Annotated in this window: 10 protein-coding genes; 2 read left to right on the top strand and 8 right to left on the bottom strand. The window is 45.4% G+C overall.

The features are described 5' to 3' along the window. The first annotated feature begins 145 nt into the window (after nucleotides 1-145). Together KQI32_RS02780 and KQI32_RS02775 are read left to right on the top strand one after the other, a co-directional pair. Nucleotides 146-1,174 carry an aldo/keto reductase gene (locus KQI32_RS02780; protein ID WP_216423884.1) on the top strand — a complete coding sequence of 343 codons (1,029 nt, stop codon included), beginning with the start codon at nucleotides 146-148 and terminating at the stop codon, nucleotides 1,172-1,174. A 735-nt stretch (nucleotides 1,175-1,909) separates the two neighbouring features. Continuing rightward, nucleotides 1,910-5,137, top strand: a complete 3,228-nt coding sequence (locus KQI32_RS02775; RefSeq protein ID WP_216423877.1) for a GLUG motif-containing protein — start codon at nucleotides 1,910-1,912, stop codon at nucleotides 5,135-5,137. A gap of 141 nt (nucleotides 5,138-5,278) precedes the next feature. On the opposite strand, the gene KQI32_RS02770 is transcribed toward KQI32_RS02775, so the two are convergent. From KQI32_RS02770 to KQI32_RS02735, 8 genes are all read right to left on the bottom strand, one after another. After that, nucleotides 5,279-6,481, bottom strand: coding sequence for an aspartate kinase (locus KQI32_RS02770; RefSeq protein ID WP_177691870.1), 1,203 nt, complete (start codon nucleotides 6,479-6,481; stop codon nucleotides 5,279-5,281). A gap of 10 nt (nucleotides 6,482-6,491) precedes the next feature. Continuing rightward, nucleotides 6,492-7,673: a glycine C-acetyltransferase gene (locus tag KQI32_RS02765; RefSeq protein ID WP_177691871.1), complete on the bottom strand. Its 1,182-nt coding sequence runs from the start codon at nucleotides 7,671-7,673 to the stop codon at nucleotides 6,492-6,494. 21 nt (nucleotides 7,674-7,694) lie between these two features. Further along, entirely contained in the window at nucleotides 7,695-8,723 is a 1,029-nt protein-coding gene (gene tdh, locus KQI32_RS02760; protein ID WP_177691877.1) for an L-threonine 3-dehydrogenase, read from the bottom strand. Nucleotides 8,724-9,036: 313 nt separating this feature from the next. Then, complete coding sequence (locus tag KQI32_RS02755) at nucleotides 9,037-9,987, bottom strand: DMT family transporter (protein WP_216423875.1); 951 nt, start codon at nucleotides 9,985-9,987, stop codon at nucleotides 9,037-9,039. A 358-nt stretch (nucleotides 9,988-10,345) separates the two neighbouring features. After that, nucleotides 10,346-11,536: a carbon-nitrogen hydrolase family protein gene (locus KQI32_RS02750; protein ID WP_216423874.1), complete on the bottom strand. Its 1,191-nt coding sequence runs from the start codon at nucleotides 11,534-11,536 to the stop codon at nucleotides 10,346-10,348. A gap of 162 nt (nucleotides 11,537-11,698) precedes the next feature. Next, nucleotides 11,699-13,261 (bottom strand): extracellular solute-binding protein, encoded by a 1,563-nt coding sequence (locus KQI32_RS02745; RefSeq protein ID WP_216423873.1) that lies wholly within the window; start codon nucleotides 13,259-13,261, stop codon nucleotides 11,699-11,701. A gap of 216 nt (nucleotides 13,262-13,477) precedes the next feature. Beyond that, the gene (locus tag KQI32_RS02740) at nucleotides 13,478-16,108 is read right to left on the bottom strand and encodes an S-layer homology domain-containing protein (RefSeq protein WP_216423872.1); all 2,631 of its coding nucleotides are present in this window, start codon (nucleotides 16,106-16,108) and stop codon (nucleotides 13,478-13,480) included. A gap of 39 nt (nucleotides 16,109-16,147) precedes the next feature. Then, a complete protein-coding gene (locus KQI32_RS02735) occupies nucleotides 16,148-17,893 on the bottom strand; it encodes an S-layer homology domain-containing protein (RefSeq protein WP_216423870.1) in 1,746 nt (581 codons plus the stop codon). Nucleotides 17,894-17,898: the final 5 nt, after the last annotated feature.

Below are 17,898 nucleotides of genomic sequence, written 5' to 3'. Positions count from 1 at the left end.
ATCTGGTATACTTTAGCCATGAAAACTCGTCTCCTTTCGGGAGGTACTTGGATTTGTGGTGAAACCATTGTACCAGAAAGGCTGGCGGGTTTTCAACTTTCATTTAACTTTACAGAACGAAATTATTGATAAGGAGGATTTCATCATGAAAAAAATACGTTTGGGAAGAACCGGCCTGATGGTCAGTGCTTCCTCCTTCGGCGCTCTTCCGATTCAGAGACTCAGCTTTGAAGAGGCCGGCAGATTGCTTCGCAAGGCTTATGACAACGGGATAAACTATTTTGACACGGCAAACGCTTACAGCGACAGTGAAGAAAAGATTGGTGCCGCGCTCTGTGACGTTCGGAAAGACATCATCCTTTCCACCAAAAGCGGTGCTTCCGATAAAAAAACGCTGCTCTCCCATATTGAACTGAGCTTAAAGCGCATGAAAACAGATTACATTGATATTCTTCAGCTGCACAATCCCTCTATCCTGCCAGATCCGGAGGATCCTCAGAGTACTTATGCAGGTCTCCTGGAAGCCCAAAAAAAAGGTTGGATCCGCTTTATCGGCATCACCAACCACAGTGCTCAGAGAGCAAGGGATGCTGTCCTGTCAGACAAATATGACACCCTGCAGTACCCGTTCTGCTCCCTGTCCTCCGAGGAAGATATCGAAATTGCGAAACTCACCTGTGAAAAGGATATGGGATTTATCGCCATGAAAGGGCTGGCTGGAGGGCTTATCACAAACGCGGCCACAACCTTCTCCTTTATCAAACAGTATCCCTTTGTCGTCCCCATCTGGGGAATCCAGCGGGAAAAAGAATTGGATCAGTTTTTGGAAATGGAGGAAAATCCTCCTATTTATGATGATGAGATGAAGCGGTTGATTCAAAAAGACCGGAAAGAGCTTTTGGGGAATTTCTGCCACGGATGCGGCTATTGCCTGCCCTGCCCTGCAAAGATTGATATTCCCCAAGCTGCCAGAATGAGCCTCCTTCTCCGCCGCGCGCCCTATCAGCAGTTCCTGACCGAAGATAATTATAAGGAAATGCTCAAGATTGAAAACTGTGTTCACTGCAACAGCTGTAAATCCAGATGTCCCTATGGATTGGATACTCCCCAGCTGTTAAAGGAAAATCTCAATGATTATCTTGTGTTTCGAAGGGAGCATAGCAGTCAGCTTTGATAACATGGAATTTCCCTGAGCTCCATTTGCTCACTCTGAAAATGCTAAGCGATGTTTCACAATGTTTTCATATATCTTGTCATCTTTTGTATTACAGTATATTCAGATAAAGCGGCAGATATGGAAAAAACGAACACAAATATTTAATATCTGAAAAATATTTAAAATGAACCTTTCAGAAGCATCGCAGTCTATCTGATTTTATTATTAAAAATGCAGAAGGAACCACTCTATCTGAAAAAATGAATTAGATTCTATTGAAATTGCTCTCCATACATATATTAGCAAAGAGACTGTAAAAAAACTTCCTTTTTTACAGTCTCTTATTCCATATGGATTTTCTTCATTTTTAATACGAAAGCTACCAGAAAATTCACTCCCTTTATCTTAAGCTTTGGAAATATAAGGAAACTCCAAAAAATTCTTTTTTCAGTTGATTAAACAAGTTTGGATCAAAACACATCAACTTTCACCAAATACAAACCCAAACAGATATAGTAAACTGACCAAAAGAAGCATCTGTCCTTTTCTGATATTTGTGAAAAAAGATGAAACTCTTGCTTTCATTCTCTCCCTGAAAATATCAGTTTTGTGTAAAAATTTATCAAAAACAGATAAATACAATTGGATTTTATTATGCTAAACTATTGATAGTTCCTAAAACATTACACTGGGATCCAGTCATTTTTCATAAAATTCAAATTTATAATTTATAAATAGTAAAGGAGGAAAATCATGAAAAAGCTTTTGGCAATTTTGATTTGTTCCATTTTAAGCCTTTCCGGTTTTTCCGGCATGATACTGACTGCCGGAGCAGTAGACGGAGTCCCCGTTGAAGTCAATTCAGCGGCTGCCTTTCAGGCGATCTCCGGAAGCGGAGAATACTGGATAACCGAAGACATTGTGCTAGATGACACATTTGAATCCCTGGCATCCTTCAGCGGGAAAGTGCTTGGAAAAGACACCCAGGGAAATGACGTGCAGCGCAAAATCACAACGGTAAAACCGCTTTTTGAGGAACTGAACGGGGCGGAGATCAAAAATCTAATTACCGCAGGAACGCTTTCTTCCGACACAGCCAGCTTCGGATCTTTGGCAAAAAGCGCGAAAAACGACGCAAAGATCGATTCCTGTATCAACGAAGCTTCCGTGACCAGCAGTGCTGGGAATGTTGGCGGCTTGATCGGAAACGGAGTTGCTGCCATCACAAACTGTGTCAATAAAGGCAATGTTAGCGGCGGCGCGACAAATGTAGGAGGCATTATCGGATTTATCAGTACCGGAGGTTCCATCTCCGGTTCTTCCAACGAGGGAACCGTAACCGGAACAAGCAATGCGGCTGGTATCGCAGCCTCCATATCCTCAGGTACCTCAATGATATCCGGATCCACAAACCGTGGAAAAATCACTGCGGACAAAGCCGTTGGAGGCATTGCATGTGTGATTTCTGAAAACCATACTATTAAAAACTGCACAAACGAAGGCAATATCGTTTCAAAAGGAACCCACAGCGGCGGAATTGTTCATCAGAACGGTGGAACCATAACTGGCTGTGACAACACAGGAAAGGTGGAGGGTTCAACCCATAACGGCGGAATTGCCGGCATGCTGAAGAACGCTTCCAGGACAGAAAGCTGTTATAATTCCGGCGAAGTGTTAAGTTCCGCCACATACGCAGGCGGAATCGCAGGACAGCTCGACGAATCCGCCACAGAGATAAAAGACGTTATTCTGACCAACTGCGGCAATGCCGGAAAGGTGTCCGCCACAAGCCACGCAGCAGGAATCATCGGAAGACCGTTTACTGGATTAGAACTGTCCAAATGCTACAATACCGGTGCGGTCGAAGCAACTCTGAGCGGGTCCGCATATGCGGGCGGTATCACCGGATGGTACAAAGGGGGCAGCATTTCCGATTGTTACAGCGCCGGAACATTCGCCGCAGGCCCTTCAACCACCGATCTGCGTACCGGCGGTATCATTGGCTATACAGAAACAGCGGTCAATCTCACACGCTGCTACAGCATCTATTCGCCTATTCCGGGCGCTACCCGCCAGCGTGCGCTGTGTTATCCAAAAACTTCCGGACTCCTGACAGCAGTGGACTGCTATTTCGCAGAAGGTCTCACAACAACCGATGGCGCTGGAACAGCACTGACGACCGAGCAGATGAAGTCGATTGTCAGCTTCAACAATTTTGCCGCAAACGGCTGGGTAGAGGGTAACGCTCTCTATCCCTATCCTCAGCTCAGCTCCAATATGCAGCAGCTTGAAAATCCATTCGCAGGCGGAAACGGAACACAATCCGATCCCTTCCGGATCGAAACAGCGGAGCAATTCAACGCTATCGCAAGATATCCATCCGCCGTCTACAAGCAAACTGCAGAATTTACTTTAACGGCTCCCGTTGACTCTTTCAGCGGCATCTATGACGGTGACAATAAGATCATCACATTGAATATCAATAACACGGACGAAAGTATCCTGGTTCTGGGCGGTCTGTTTAAACAAGTGACGGGAGACGCCGTACTTCGTAACATACATACGAAGGGCAGCATCACAACAACCTCCACAGAGGCGGGAACCGGTGACGAGCAGAATACCACCGGCGGAATCATCGGTTTCCTCAATTCCATCACCGCCATAGTGGAGAACTGTGTCAATGAAGCCTCTATTAACGCGCAGTATAAAATCGGCGGTATCATCGGGCGGACAATAAATAAGGAAGGCGCACAGCTTAACCGCCTCATAAACTTTGGTAGCCTTGCCGGTTCCCAGAGAATGGGCGGCATCATCGGTTTGTGCTATACGCCGGTGACCAACTGTGCCAATTATGGACCCGTTTCATCTTCCTCCACCAATGTCGGGGGTATTGTCGGGCAGGCATACTGCTCCATTTCCAACAGCTTCAATTCCGGAGACATCGTTGGATCAGGCAATGTAGGCGGAATCAGCGGAACCCAGCGCTTCACGTCAAATATAATTGAAAATTGCTATAACACAGGAAATATCACCGCAAAAACAAACGATTATGCCGGTGGTATTACCAGCGGCTGCAGTACATTTAGCGATAAACCTCAGCTGACCTTGACAAACTGCTATAACCTCGGCAAGATACAGTGTAAAAATTCGGAGCCGTTCAACCCTCTGTTCTCTTTCCCGGGAGGAGATACATCGACACCTACAGTGATATCCACCCCAATCATCACCAATTGCTATTACCTGTCTCCAAATGGGCAGAATGATGGATGGGATGGAACAACCGCAAAGAATATGGCGGAAATGAAAATACTCGCCGACGATTTGGGCGACGCTTTTGAAGCTCCCTCCTCAAGTTACCTGTTCCCTGAACTCAAAGGAAATCCAAACGAATCCGGTTATCAGCTGTTTGTTGTTTCCGTAACAGCGGGATCCGGCGGGACAGTTAATCCTCTGGGAGACAACTATATCCGGCGTGGAGATACCTTTACCGTTTCCCTGCTGCCGGACGATGCGTATATGATTGGAAAAATATTATATGACGGAAACGAAGTATCCGCCACCACGGAGGGAGTTTATACGACACCCGCGATTGAAAAAGATGTAACCATTTCGGTATCTTTCAGTGACAAGCCTATCACTCCTCCAGCTGTGGCACCCTTCCAGCAAGTATACATCCCTGCTGAAAAAAATGGAAATATTACCTTTGGAACCATCACACTGGGATACGGAACAACTATCAAAGAATGGGGTATTGTTTATTCCGCAACACAGAGTCACCCCGAGATCGGCGTCGGAGATGCGCAGACATTGAAGGCAGAAGGCAAAGCTCATCCTCTGAACAGCAAAAATCAATATGGAATAGAATTGAAAGGCACTGTTTTGGCCGGAACGAGCTACTATACCAGACCATATGTCATTTACACAGATTCTGCAGGAGACCACATTCAATATGGGGATCCGGTTCCCGTTGATTTGAGATAATTTTTTTGTGCAAGCGGCACATATGGTTTCCAGTTCGTAAAAAAGAATAAAAACAATTTTATAACAGAAGGGGCGTACAGCAGAATACATTCTGCTGTACGCCCTGTTTTTATGAAAAAGGAACATTTTTCCGGTAAATCGTTAAAAGAATTTGCTGTGAATTGCTCTGACCGCTTTTTCGCTGTCTTCTTCCCCCACAATCAGACTGACTTTAATCTCGGAAGTGGACACCATATTGATATTGATCTGTTCCTCATAAAGTGCCTCAAAAATCTTGGAAGCCACACCGGGATTGGATGCCATCCCTGCCCCAACTACCGATACCTTGGCAACATCCTCACGGAACTTAAATTCTCTTGCACCAATATAGTCCCGATTTGACTGGAGGATTTCCAGCGTTTCGTCCAGATTTTCCTTAGAGACTACAAAGGATATGTCCTTGGTGCCGTTGCCGCCGATTGACTGCAGTATGATGTGCACATCGATATTTTTCTGCGCCAGCAGATGAAACAGCTTATAGGCACGGCCCGGTTCGTCCGGCAGTCCCACGGCGGACACCCGTGCCACATCGTTGTCCCTCGCAACTCCTCTGATTACCATCTTTTCCAAAAGTGAAACCTCCTTTACGGTCGTCCCGGCCATATGTTGAAAGCTGGATTTTACCTCCAGATTGACATTGTATTTCTGCGCCATTTCCACAGCCCGGTTATGCAGTACGTTCGCCCCTGCCGATGCCAGCTCCAGCATTTCTTCATAGGAGATATCCCGAAGCTTCACTGGATTCTCCACAATGCGTGGATCTGCCGTGTACACTCCATCCACATCGGTATAAATTTCGCACACATCTGCACTGAGCACTGCTGCAAGCGCTACCGCTGAAGTGTCCGAGCCTCCCCGTCCAATGGTAGTGATATCGTGATTTCCGTTGACGCCCTGAAAGCCTGCCGCAATCACAATTTTATTCTGATCCAACTCGCTGAGCAATCTCTGAGGATCCACCGATTTGATCTTCGCCTTGCCGTTATTCCGGTCTGTCAGAACAGGAAGCTGCCATCCGGTCAGCGATATGACTGGATATCCCAGCTTTTCCAAAGCCATGGCCAGCAGCGAGATGGTAATTTGTTCTCCGGTGGACAACAAAACATCCATTTCTCGTTTGGATGGTTTTTCATTGATTTCCCGTGCCTTCTGCAGTAACTCATCTGTGGTGTCACCCTGTGCGGAGACAACTGCTACCACTTGATCACCTGCACGGTATCTCTCAGCGATTCTTTCTGCTACCCGAAAGATACACTCCCTGTCGGCAACAGAGGAGCCTCCGAATTTCTGAACAATCAATCCCATAACGGTTCTCCTAAATCTTCATTTCGTCTTTAACTTCCCTGAATTTTTGCGCCGCATACTGAATTTCCTCCTTGGTCAGCGCGGCTGTCATCTGTGTGCGGATCCGTGCTTTTCCCTTTGGAACAACCGGATAGGAAAAAGCGGTGACATAAACCCCTTTTTCAAGCATCCGCTCTGCCATTTCTGTAGCGATGTGCTCGTCATACAGCATGATGGGAAGAATCGGTGTTCCTGCGTCGGTCACATCCAGCCCGATTTCCCGAATCAGCTCACTGAAGCAGGCTGTATTTTCAAACAGCTTATCCCTGTATTCCGTGGTGTTCTCACACAGCTCCAAGGCTTTTAAAGTTCCCTCTGCAATAGCAGGCGCCAAAGTGTTGGAGAAAAGATATGGCCTGGAAGCCTGCCGGAGCAGATGAACAATTTCCTTTCTGCCGCTGGTATAGCCGCCGCTGGCGCCGCCCAGCGCCTTGCCAAAGGTTCCCGTGAGGATATCCACTCTTCCCATCACGCCGCAGTATTCCGGCGTGCCTCTTCCATGTTCCCCCATGAATCCCACAGCATGGCTGTCATCAACCATGACAAGCGCGTCATATTCCTCCGCCAAATCGCAGATGGCTTTTAAGTTTGCTACCGTTCCATCCATGGAAAATACACCATCGGTGGCAATCAGCCGAATTCTGGCATCCTTTGCCTCCTCCAATTTTGTTCTCAAATCAGTCATATCATTGTTTTTATAGCGCAGCCGCCTCGCTTTACAAAGGCGAACTCCATCTATGATGCTGGCATGATTCAGTTCATCGCTGATAACCGCATCCCGCTCTCCTAACAGTGTTTCAAATAAACCGCCGTTGGCGTCAAAGCAGGAGGAATACAAGATGGTGTCCTCCGTTCCCAAAAACCGGCTGACAGCCGTTTCCAACCGCTTGTGCACGTCCATCGTCCCACAGATAAACCGGACGGAGGACATGCCGTACCCATATTTATCATAGCTGTCCTTCGCAGCTTTTCGTATCTGCTCATTGTTGCAGAATCCCAAATAATTGTTGGAGCAGAGATTGATAACCTTATCTCCGCTTTTTACTTTAATATTTCCACTCTGCGGCGTGATAATAACCCGTTCCCGCTTGGTGAGCCCATCTTTCTCAATTTGTTCATTTCTCTGTGTAAAATATTGATATGCCGTTTTCAACTAATTTCCGCTCCTCTTTCGTTATTTACTCCAGTTCAGAATCACTTTCCCGGATTTTCCGGAATTCATAGCCTCAAAGCCCTTTTCAAAATTCTCTGCATCAAACCGGTGGGTGACAATGTTTGAAATGTCTAATCCAGCCTGTATCATAGCCGTCATCTTATACCAGGTTTCATGCATTTGTCTTCCGTAAATCCCTTTCAGCGTAAGACCATTAAAAATAACCTTGTTCCAGTCGATCCTAGTATCGGATTTCAATAACCCCAGAAGTGCAATTTTTCCCCCATGCGTCATATGATCGACCATCGTTTCCAATGCTTTTTCATTCCCCGACATTTCCAGACCGACATCAAAGCCTTCCTTCAAGCCTATTTTCTCTGCCACGTTATGTAAGTCTTCGTGGGCAGTATTCACTGTATACTTTATCCCAAGCTTTTTCGCCAATTCCAGCCGGTAATCGTTCACATCGGTGAGCACAACATTCCTGGCGCCTGAAAACTGACAAACCGCACCCGCCATAATTCCAATCGGACCAGCGCCTGTGATCAGCACATCCTCCCCAATTAAATCAAAAGAAAGCGCACTGTGCACTGCATTTCCAAAAGGATCGAAATAAGAGTATATCTCCTCGTCCACATCTGGCGCGCAGCGTCTGACATTAACCTCCGGGATGACCAAATATTCGGCAAAAGCTCCGCTGCGGTTGACCCCGACTCCCAAGGTTTCTTTACACAAATGACCATTTCCCGCCAAACAATTGCGGCACCTTCCACACACGATGTGTCCTTCTCCTGACACAATGTCGCCGACTCTATAATTCCGGACATCCGAGCCAACCTCCACCACTTCACCGACAAACTCATGACCGATTACCATGGGCGTGCGGATGGTATTCTGAGACCATTCGTCCCAGTTATAAATATGCAGATCCGTTCCGCAAATTGCCGTTTTATGAATTTTAATTTTCACATCGCTTTTTCCCGGCTGGGGTTCTTCTACCTCTTCCATCCAAAGACCTTTTTGAGGATACTTTTTCAATAAAGCTTTCATTTTCATTTCACTCTCTTTTTCTATACTCCGTTCCGCAATGAAATGCGAGGCAAGCCCATAAACAATGAAGCGGAACCCGCCCGCCTAAGAGACGGGGGCATCTTCATTTCGTTATATTCTATGGTTCCGGAGAGGGTACCGCTCTCCGCGAATCAAAATACCGGCTTCCCCTTATTTCTCATTGCCGAACCTTCCCGACAGGAGCAAAAACACTCCAGCCAGAAAACGAATCAGAATCCGCATGCAAATACGGAGACCTCTTCATTTTAATATCAGTATACCTCAATTTCGTATTCCAGTCAAGGACATTTTTTTATTTTGTCTTTTCTATAAGAACACCTTTCTGTTGTTTGTGGCCTTCGGATATCTTTTCCTGCTGAAACGCGGAAACACCCCATACACCAGCCAGTATCATAATCGTCCCCACCGCATGATACCATAAAAAAGATTCATTTCGAAAGATGATACCAGCAAGAATGGAAACCACAGTACATACACCAGCATAAATAGCCGTGCTGGAAGCTTGTATCTTTGACAGCATAAAAGCATAGAGGACATAGGCAACCGAAGAAGCCAGAACGCCGAGATAAAGAACTTCCAGCAATACCGTTCCATCCAAAAGCGGTACAAAGTATTGCGCTGCCGTTCCCTGAGAGATATGAATGACCAGGTTAATTCCATTAAATGCAATTGCGCTGACCATCATCAGAACATAGGTGATCTCAATGGAAGTAAATTCTTCCGTATTTTTTCTGGTAAATGTCATAAAAAAACCTTCCGATAAAACGGCAAGGAAAATAAAAAGAACGCCTATAAAGCTGCTGGAGGTATCTTGTTTCCCTGTCATAGCCGCAATAAGCAGTACCCCGGCTGCGGACAATAAAACAAATAGCTTTTGTTTTATGCTGGATTTTTCCTTCAGGATAATAGATTCTAAAACAATCACAATAATAGGGGAAAAAGAGACGATGATACCGGACAGTAAACTGGATGTTTTCGAAATGCCGATCGCCTCAAATATGTAATATCCAATCGGCTGAAACAATGCGATAACGATCAAATTGCCAACGTTTTTCCCTTTCAGGCGGATTTTAATCACACCAAAAAGTTGAAATAAGAGAAATGTCAGTGCCGCTGCCGTAAACCGGTATGCCAGCAAATCAAAAACGCTTATTTTCTCCAAAACATCACTGACAGCCAAATAAGTAAACCCAAAGATAGTTGCTTTAATGAAACCGATTATTGTCACCCGATCCAGTTTCATAGTCCCCCTCCTTCAATCTTCAATATAAAAAGTTTTTCGTTGTGAAAAACACAAACTGGTTTCTCCCGTCATTCAACGTTTCTGCGGCGGATTGTCCCACCGTAGAAAAATGAGGCGGCACCCGCCGCGCCTAAGAAGATGGGACCATCTTCATTTCGCTATAACAAAAATTGCCCTCACACTGCCGAAATTTCTTGTTTTTTGCCTGTATTTCAGCAGTATAAAAGCAATCTTTCAGCCCATATAGAAAATTCTATATGCTAATTTTTTAATAAATACCTCAACAACGGAGGTGGCGGGATGTCATCGGAATATTTCATTTCAATATTTTCAAGAAACTCCTGGCATTTTCAATGTCTTAGAGTTTCGTGATATTATTATACCTCTTGTACAAATCCGGTCTTCTCTCATGCAAATACATATTCTTTCTTGTGGTGTAAGAAGGACAGGAAAGCCAGAACAGATAATATGGCTTATTTAAATCGATGGTTGCAATGGCATATCCTTTTTCCGATGCATCGCCTAATGTTTCTCCTTCCGGACTGATGATCCGTGATTCGCACCGCTCGTGTACCGCGGAGGTAATGACAAATGAACCATTGTCACAAGCCCGAACATCGACCCGTTCTTTGTCGAAACCAGCAGTGGGATAGCAGATAATATCAGCTCCTTCCAGATGATAGATCTTTGCCATTTCCGGGAAAAACATATCCCAGCAAATTGCGATGCCTACTGTGCCGAAATCGGTTTGAAAGACAGGGATATCTTCCCCTGGTACCAATCCTTCTTCATACTCAGACAGGGTTAAATGTGTCTTGCTGTAAGTTCCTGCGATATTTCCCTTTCTGTCAATCAACACCCCTGTATTATACAGCCGGCCATCTCTTTTTTCCCGGATAGAAAACGCGAGATATGTCCCGTGTTCCTTCGCTTTCGCCTGAAATCTGCGGATCGGCTCGTCTGTTAAAGAAAGAGCTCCCTCCTCAACCGTACATTGTACACATCTGCTGTATACGCATTCTGTGAGAACAACCAAATCTGTCTTTTTCTCCCGCATGATATCGTCAATTCGTTCCAGGTTCTGCGTCATATTTTTTTCAAAGGTACGCGGAACATCGGTCTCATAGTCAACGCCGACCGTTGCAACGGTAACCAATCTAGCTTCATACGGGCCGATATAGTCAAGTTCTATATTCTCAGCACTGACGACGCCTTCCTGATTTTTAGCAAATCCAATTACTGAGATTTCAATAACAGTGGTATTCTCCGGCGTGACAATGCGATCCTTTTCTTTCAGATATCCTCTGGTTAGCTGAACTTTCTTTTCATCCAAGCAGGTGAACACAACCTTGTATTCCGCATTTTCAGCTTTCATTGATATATGAAAATGATACATGCTGTCCCCTTTGATGTCCTCAAAGAGTTTTACTGCTTTTCCATAGGAATAGATCGATTTCTGAAGAAGAATACGCAGGCTGTCCCCATCAGTGATCACATTGGAAGCAATACATTTACAGGCATGATTTGTTTTCCATTTGTCTGATCTCATTTTTACCCCTTCTCTGTCAAATTCTTTTAAAATGAATAAATTTCCATCAGCCGGACGACCGGAGCAAAAGCTTCCAAAACGTTTTGAATGGGAAAAGGAGGATTTCTTTTCCTCCGATCATCAACGGTCTGCATGGGGCGAGCCTGTAATATTCAGAACTCCCTAATTTGCATCATATCTTTTCTGTGCCTCATTATAGATTTTAACCATCTCGTTTGCCCCCAGGCTTTCCGCCTTCTGTATCCACGCATTCCAGGCACTTTCCCCAGTCTCATTTGCCACAATATATTTGGATGCAAATTCTCTTCCCGCCGTATCAAGCTTAGTCATATAATCGTTTACAGCCTTCTGTTCTTCCGCCGTAAAGGGGAGAATTGGATCCATCGGTTCCATATGGCTTGGATCTTTTGCGAAATCCTGCGCTTCCTGTTCTCTTTCAGTGAACTGGAAGTAGATGCTTCTCCTGTCAAATTTCAGATACATGCCCTCGGTAAACATACCGTATTTTTGAAGAAGCTTGCTCATGTCAACTTTTTCCCCTTCAGGGAATTCAATGTACTTGGCCATTCCTTTTTCATCCAGCACATAAGTTTCGCCTTCAATACCCATCGTGATCAGCTCTGCACCTGCAGGGGACAGACAGAAATCCAGAAGCTTAAAGGCCGTTTCCGCCTTGTCATTGTTGGCTACATATCTCGCCCAGCAAATCTGATCCAGGGTTTTCATGGTCTGCTTTGGACCGATCGGATTGCCAAATCTTAAATCATAATCCGGAACCATAGTAGCTTGTTCCTTAAACATATCCATTCTGCCAATCCAGTCAGTCGTCACAAACGCCTTATCTGGCTGCGTCATTTTCGCTGTCCAAGCGGCCTGTGTGTTGGTCAGAAATTCTGGATCGATCAGCTTTTCGTCATATAATTTTTTCATATAGTCCAGCATATCTTTGTATGCCGGATCTGTGTCGGAATATTTCCATACTTTAGCTGTTTCATCATAATAAGGTTTAAACGGGACGATGCCCCAGCTGTATCCCAAAGTTTGGAACAAGTCATCTTTTGCTTTTGAGGTGTAGGGCGTGGAGGATGGATATAGCTCTTTGAGCTTTTTCAGAACCGTATAAAATTCATCCGGACTGTTCCACATGGTAAGACCATGTTTGTCAAAGATGTCCTTCCGGTACATTGTCGCGCCGGTATTTACATCCCGGTTCCAGTCATACCCGTAAAATCCATACAATTTTCCGTCACCGGCAGCATAGGATTTAAAAATCCAGTCATTATCCTTGTTGTCTACAAAGGTCGCTTTAAAGTTGGGCAATTTGTCTATATAATCTTCCACTGCAGCAAAAGCGCCCTGCCTTGCCAACTCATTTGCCTTTGTGATCTCAAAGCCATTCCCTATAATATCCGGCAGATCCTTCGATGCAATCCACACATTGAGTTTTTCCTCAGCTGTTGCGGCCGGAACAATGCGAAACTGAACATCAACCCCAGTGATTTCTCTTAACTTAGTTGCAACATAAGAATTGTTGAAGTCTTCATGATCCGACACTACTGACCATTCAATGGTTTCATTTTTGTCGGAGAGGGGAAGTTTCAGCCCTCCGGTATCTCCGATTTTCGCAGCTGTTTCCTTGTTAAAGCTCGGATTGGTTTCTCCTCCGCAACCGGCGAGAAGCGTAAGTGCCGTTACTCCGGCAATTAAAGCAGCAAATTTTTTCATTTTGTTTCTCCTTTCATGAATGCCTGTATCGGTAAAGCGATACTCGATCATTAAAATCAGGTTAAACGCAGGGAAGCGTTTCTGCAGCGCTGTCAGAACAGTCAACACTGCACTTCCTCTTATGGTGTGTCTTAATTATAATATGGTTTTCCGTTCAATGAAATAGATAAACACTTCGTTTTTTTGTATTTTTCCAACATTTTAAGACCACTGAATTTATTTGTATACGATGATGCCGATCAGCTGTCCATAAGCAATATGCAGCACAATCCTGTCCCCTTTTTCCACATCGGTCGTGCTCCCTGCGCGGATATATGGTTCCCTGCCCTCGCGCTGTTCTACAACACTAATACCTCCGATACTCAAGGTCTGTTCCCGCAAATAGACAACGCCGTAATCCTCCCCGTCAACAAACCAATGTGGTACAAACACATAATCTCCGCTTCTTCTGGAAACATTGGTAGGAAAAATGCCGTTTTTGTCTCCCGCCGTAATGGTTCCGGTCCACTCGTCGGCACTGTCATCCCGATAAACCTCAAGTAAACGGATATAGCCGGAGCTATCCTTGCTGTAACGAATGATATCTCCGATACCCAGATCGTTTACCGAGATGGTTCTTTCCTCCGGGGTGCCCTCCTTCACAACGCAGCTGGCCGGAGCGGCCGCGTCAATATCGAAAAAGGTTTCCTTGGTGCCCTCCTGAACTTTCACACGCTTGACAATATCACCGTCTTCATTAACGGTTTGCACCATTGATTTTACGACCACTGCAGGTGTCTCCAGCTTAAATTGAGGTGCGCTTCCGGATCCTGCTGCCGTGCGTACGATAATAACCTCGGGAATCTCATAGTTCTTTGTACGGTTATATGCTTCCGTTAAGTAATCGGAACCCTGCGTCAAATAATCCAGAGTTCCAGTCTTAAAGTCTTTGTCGGTAGCGCTCGCCAAATCTTGAGGAATCATCAAAAGCTGGGTGGCATTGGTTAGATAAATCGAGCGGCTGAACGTCCAGGGATCTTTAAACAGGTTTCTCTCCATCAATTTATGTGTCCGGCAGAAGCCGTCCGTGAAATTGTCCTCCAGAACCTTTAAATCCTGTGCCGTATCCATCTGAACAATCCGGTTGTTCTCGTCAAATTTAACGCTGACCAACTGATCAAGCGGAGTTCCTAAAAGCCCTCTCAGTTTATCCACAGTGAGGTTCTTATGGGAAGTGCCGTTGATCCGCAGCGGATCCTTTAAGTCATGGATGGAAATTCCTCTCCCCACACTGTAAAATTTTGCTCTGAGCTGTAAATCAATCTCACTGTCGCTGCCGTCTATCTGAATAAGATACATGTATTCAAGGCCGTCCTTATTCAGGATGGTGATATTGGCGATGTAACCCATATGATCGATACTGGCCTTGACCAGATCCCCTGCCTTCAGCTGGTTGTACTGCTCCACAATATATGGATTTACCTGATAAACCGTCTCACCGATCGTCACATAGCTGTCCGTTCCGTCAGCCGAAACGGAGATTACCTCGCCGGAAACCGTACTGCTGCCAACATAAACCTCAATGTAATTCTCGTTGTCCATATAAGTTAGAACATCATAGGTACTGATAAAAGAAAAGTTGACTTCCTTTCCGTTTGCATCGTATACCAATACCGTTTTCTCACTGTCATCCAGAGAGATTTTAATGCCAGTATCCCTCTCATCGGTCAGAATTTTGTTGTTCCTGTCAATCTGACCTACCGTCATCACACGGTAATCCCGGATGATAACCAGATCATAGGAACTGTTGGTTGTACTGATGAACTCATAGATCCCTGTCTTCACCTTATCAAAGAGCTCCTGGGAATAGACCGCTCTCTCGCCGTTGTATATAATATCTGCTGTCACATCAAAGGTCACTCTCTGCTCGGAGGAAGCGTCATCCCTGTAAAAGTACACGGTATTTCCGACCAAGCGGCTATACTGGCTGCTTTCCACAGTCATTTTTTTTGTGTTTCGCTCCACAATACTGACGATCTGATGTGCTTCCAAGTCGTCATCCAGTTTGTAAATATAGGATACCTGCAGACCAAGCAAATTTCTGTCCTTCAGAGAACGGGGCGTGTAGAAGATCCCGTCAATCGAGATCTTTCCCTCCGGCGCCGCGTCATTTCCCTGAATACCAGCCAAATCATTCGCGGTTACCACACCTTTGGCTCTCTGCATTTTCATATATTTTGTAAGCAATGTCACATCCGGATTTATCTGATATTTTTCGTTCTCCCCGACGGCAATGAGATCGACCAGAGGGATGTCCAGAGCATTGCTGAGCAGTTTAACCAGTTCTCCCCATTTCAACGGTTCCGTGTAGGAAAGAACAACCCCCTTGGAAAGACCGATATCGTTGGCACACGCAAGATATCCGGCTGGATATCCCCCGCCTGTCACCGCTTTGTATTTATATCCCAAAATATGTACCAGGATCTTTCCGGCTTCTATTCCGGTAATGGATTTTTCCGGCTGGAAGGTCCCGTTCTCATATCCGGACATATAGCCCAGATTTACCATAGCCATGATCGGATGATACGCATCCGTCTGCGGCGTTACATCGGAAAACCTCTGTCCGAATTGCCCATTCTCTGGCTCTATCTTCAGAATATTTACCAGTATTTTTGCCATCTGCGCTCTGGTAATCGTCGAATCCCAGTCTGCCCGCGTCTGCGTGATTACGCCTATATTGACAAGCTCCGCAAGCTCTGTCTCCGGCGTTATAACAGAGGAGGTTCCCTCTGCCGCGAAAGCCGCTCCATAGAAAGCCGCAATGCCGATTACAAGAGTCAGAAACAGGCAAATTATTCTTTTTTTCATTCCGTATCACACCTTCCTTGAAATATACAGACACACTGTTTATTCTGCCGTCACCGCATTATAAATCAGCTGTGCCGCCTCTGCTCTTGTCAGACTTGCAAAAGGCCTGAATGTATTGTCGTCAAATCCCTTGATCAAATGGTTTCCAGCGAGCAGGCCAACAGCTTCCCTTGCATAATCGGAAATTTCTCCCTCGTCGGTAAACGTTGCTGTTTTCTCTTTATCAATCTGGATTCCTTTCTGTTCCAGCGCCCTCTTAAGCAGCAGCGCCGCGTCCTGCCTTGTGATGGAATCATCCGGATAAAACTTATTTTCATCGGTTCCTTTGATGATTCCGTTCTCTGCACCCGCAGCGACATAACGGTAATGCCAGTCTTCTTCTTTTACATCTTCAAATGAACAGGAGACCCCTTCAAGGCTAAATTTAAGCGCCCCCATCATAATTTTTGTAAACTCGGCCCGGGTAATGGTCTCTTCCGGGCAAAACCGCTCTTTGTCCCTGCCGGATACAATTCCTTTGCCGGAAAGATAAGCAATCGCCTCTTTGCCCCAATAATCATCCGGAACATCCTGAAATCCACTGGAGGTTATCAGGTCATCCGGTATTTCCGTCTGGCCGATATCCGGATTTAATTCCACTGTTCCGGAAGGTTTGGAAGAGGAACCTCCGCCTCCGCCTCCGCCCCCTCCGCCGACGTTAGTCGGATCTGGGAAATATTTCGTGGGATTCGCAATGATATCGTTTAGTTTCTCAATAATTTGGTCCAGAGAACGGAATTGGGACATCATTTTTCCCAGATAATTTTCGATTTTCTGTTTATATTTGAGATAAACAGAATTGGATGGATCAAATGCAAGATAGTCTTTGTACTTTTCAATCAATCCACCTATCTGCGAACTGGAATGGATAGACTTAAAAGATCCAAACACTACATTTTTATTAAATGCCGTTCTCACATCCGGGAGTGTCCCGTATGTTTCATTCAGCATTCCGCTGTATACATTATTTTTATTATCCAGCGCATTATAATCACTGTAAAGCGGCTCCCCGCTCAATTTAATATACTCTTTATCATAATAGGCGAGGATATTTTTCACCGTATCCTCTGTCTGCGCTGTGTCAAGCCCATTTACAATCACGGCTGTGTCAAAAAAGGTCACAAACGCGTCCACTGTAAACTGCTTAAAATCTTTGATGATTGCCTCACACACCGAGAGCCTCCCAAGCTGATTCAGACTTTTATATATGGTACCATCTAACCCCAGCTCTCTGTGCTGTGTATCCAGTTTGTCAAGCAATGTATTTTTATCTAGCGACCCTGCCTCCAGCTGTTCAAAGAGCGCCATAATGTCATCGATGGAGGATACAAAAAAATCATAAGAGACCGGTTTCTCCATCGTATCAGCCATAATAGATGCCCGGTAATCGCCGGCAGGCGCATGAAAGAGGCAAAGAAATGTAAAACTGCCGTCCTTTTCAATAACAGTTTCCCGGATTCCCAGATATTTCTCTAAGTCTTCCCCTTCCGCTGCCTTCGGATCCGAGATCGTCAAAGTCACCTTTCTTCCTGCAAAATCAACCGGAAATGCTCCGGTCACCTGTATTTTCTGTGTGATGTCCCCAGATACCGTATCGGTTTCCCTGACGATTTTTACCTTCGCCGCCGGATCGGGATCCGCGGCAGCCACGGTGAAAACCGCACTTGACAACAGTACTGCCGCCGCAACGGCAGCGGCCGCAATTCTGCGGCCCGCCGTCTGATAGAAATGTCTCAGTCCGTACATCATCC

It is taken from the genome of Acetivibrio sp. MSJd-27 (genome assembly GCF_018918095.1).
Taxonomy (GTDB): Bacteria; Bacillota; Clostridia; order UMGS1840; family HGM11507; genus HGM11507.
This window is presented reverse-complemented; position numbering and strand designations above follow the sequence as displayed.

Excerpts from the sequence above, each read along its gene's own strand:
- KQI32_RS02780 (WP_216423884.1), top strand. The coding sequence starts at position 146 with ATGAAAAAAATACGTTTGGGAAGAACCGGCCTGATGGTCAGTGCTTCC.
- KQI32_RS02775 (WP_216423877.1), top strand. The coding sequence starts at position 1,910 with ATGAAAAAGCTTTTGGCAATTTTGATTTGTTCCATTTTAAGCCTTTCC.
- KQI32_RS02770 (WP_177691870.1), bottom strand. The coding sequence starts at position 6,481 with ATGGGATTGATTGTTCAGAAATTCGGAGGCTCCTCTGTTGCCGACAGG.
- tdh (WP_177691877.1), bottom strand. The coding sequence starts at position 8,723 with ATGAAAGCTTTATTGAAAAAGTATCCTCAAAAAGGTCTTTGGATGGAA.
- KQI32_RS02755 (WP_216423875.1), bottom strand. The coding sequence starts at position 9,987 with ATGAAACTGGATCGGGTGACAATAATCGGTTTCATTAAAGCAACTATC.
- KQI32_RS02750 (WP_216423874.1), bottom strand. The coding sequence starts at position 11,536 with ATGAGATCAGACAAATGGAAAACAAATCATGCCTGTAAATGTATTGCT.
- KQI32_RS02745 (WP_216423873.1), bottom strand. The coding sequence starts at position 13,261 with ATGAAAAAATTTGCTGCTTTAATTGCCGGAGTAACGGCACTTACGCTT.
- KQI32_RS02740 (WP_216423872.1), bottom strand. The coding sequence starts at position 16,108 with ATGAAAAAAAGAATAATTTGCCTGTTTCTGACTCTTGTAATCGGCATT.
- KQI32_RS02735 (WP_216423870.1), bottom strand. The coding sequence starts at position 17,893 with ATGTACGGACTGAGACATTTCTATCAGACGGCGGGCCGCAGAATTGCG.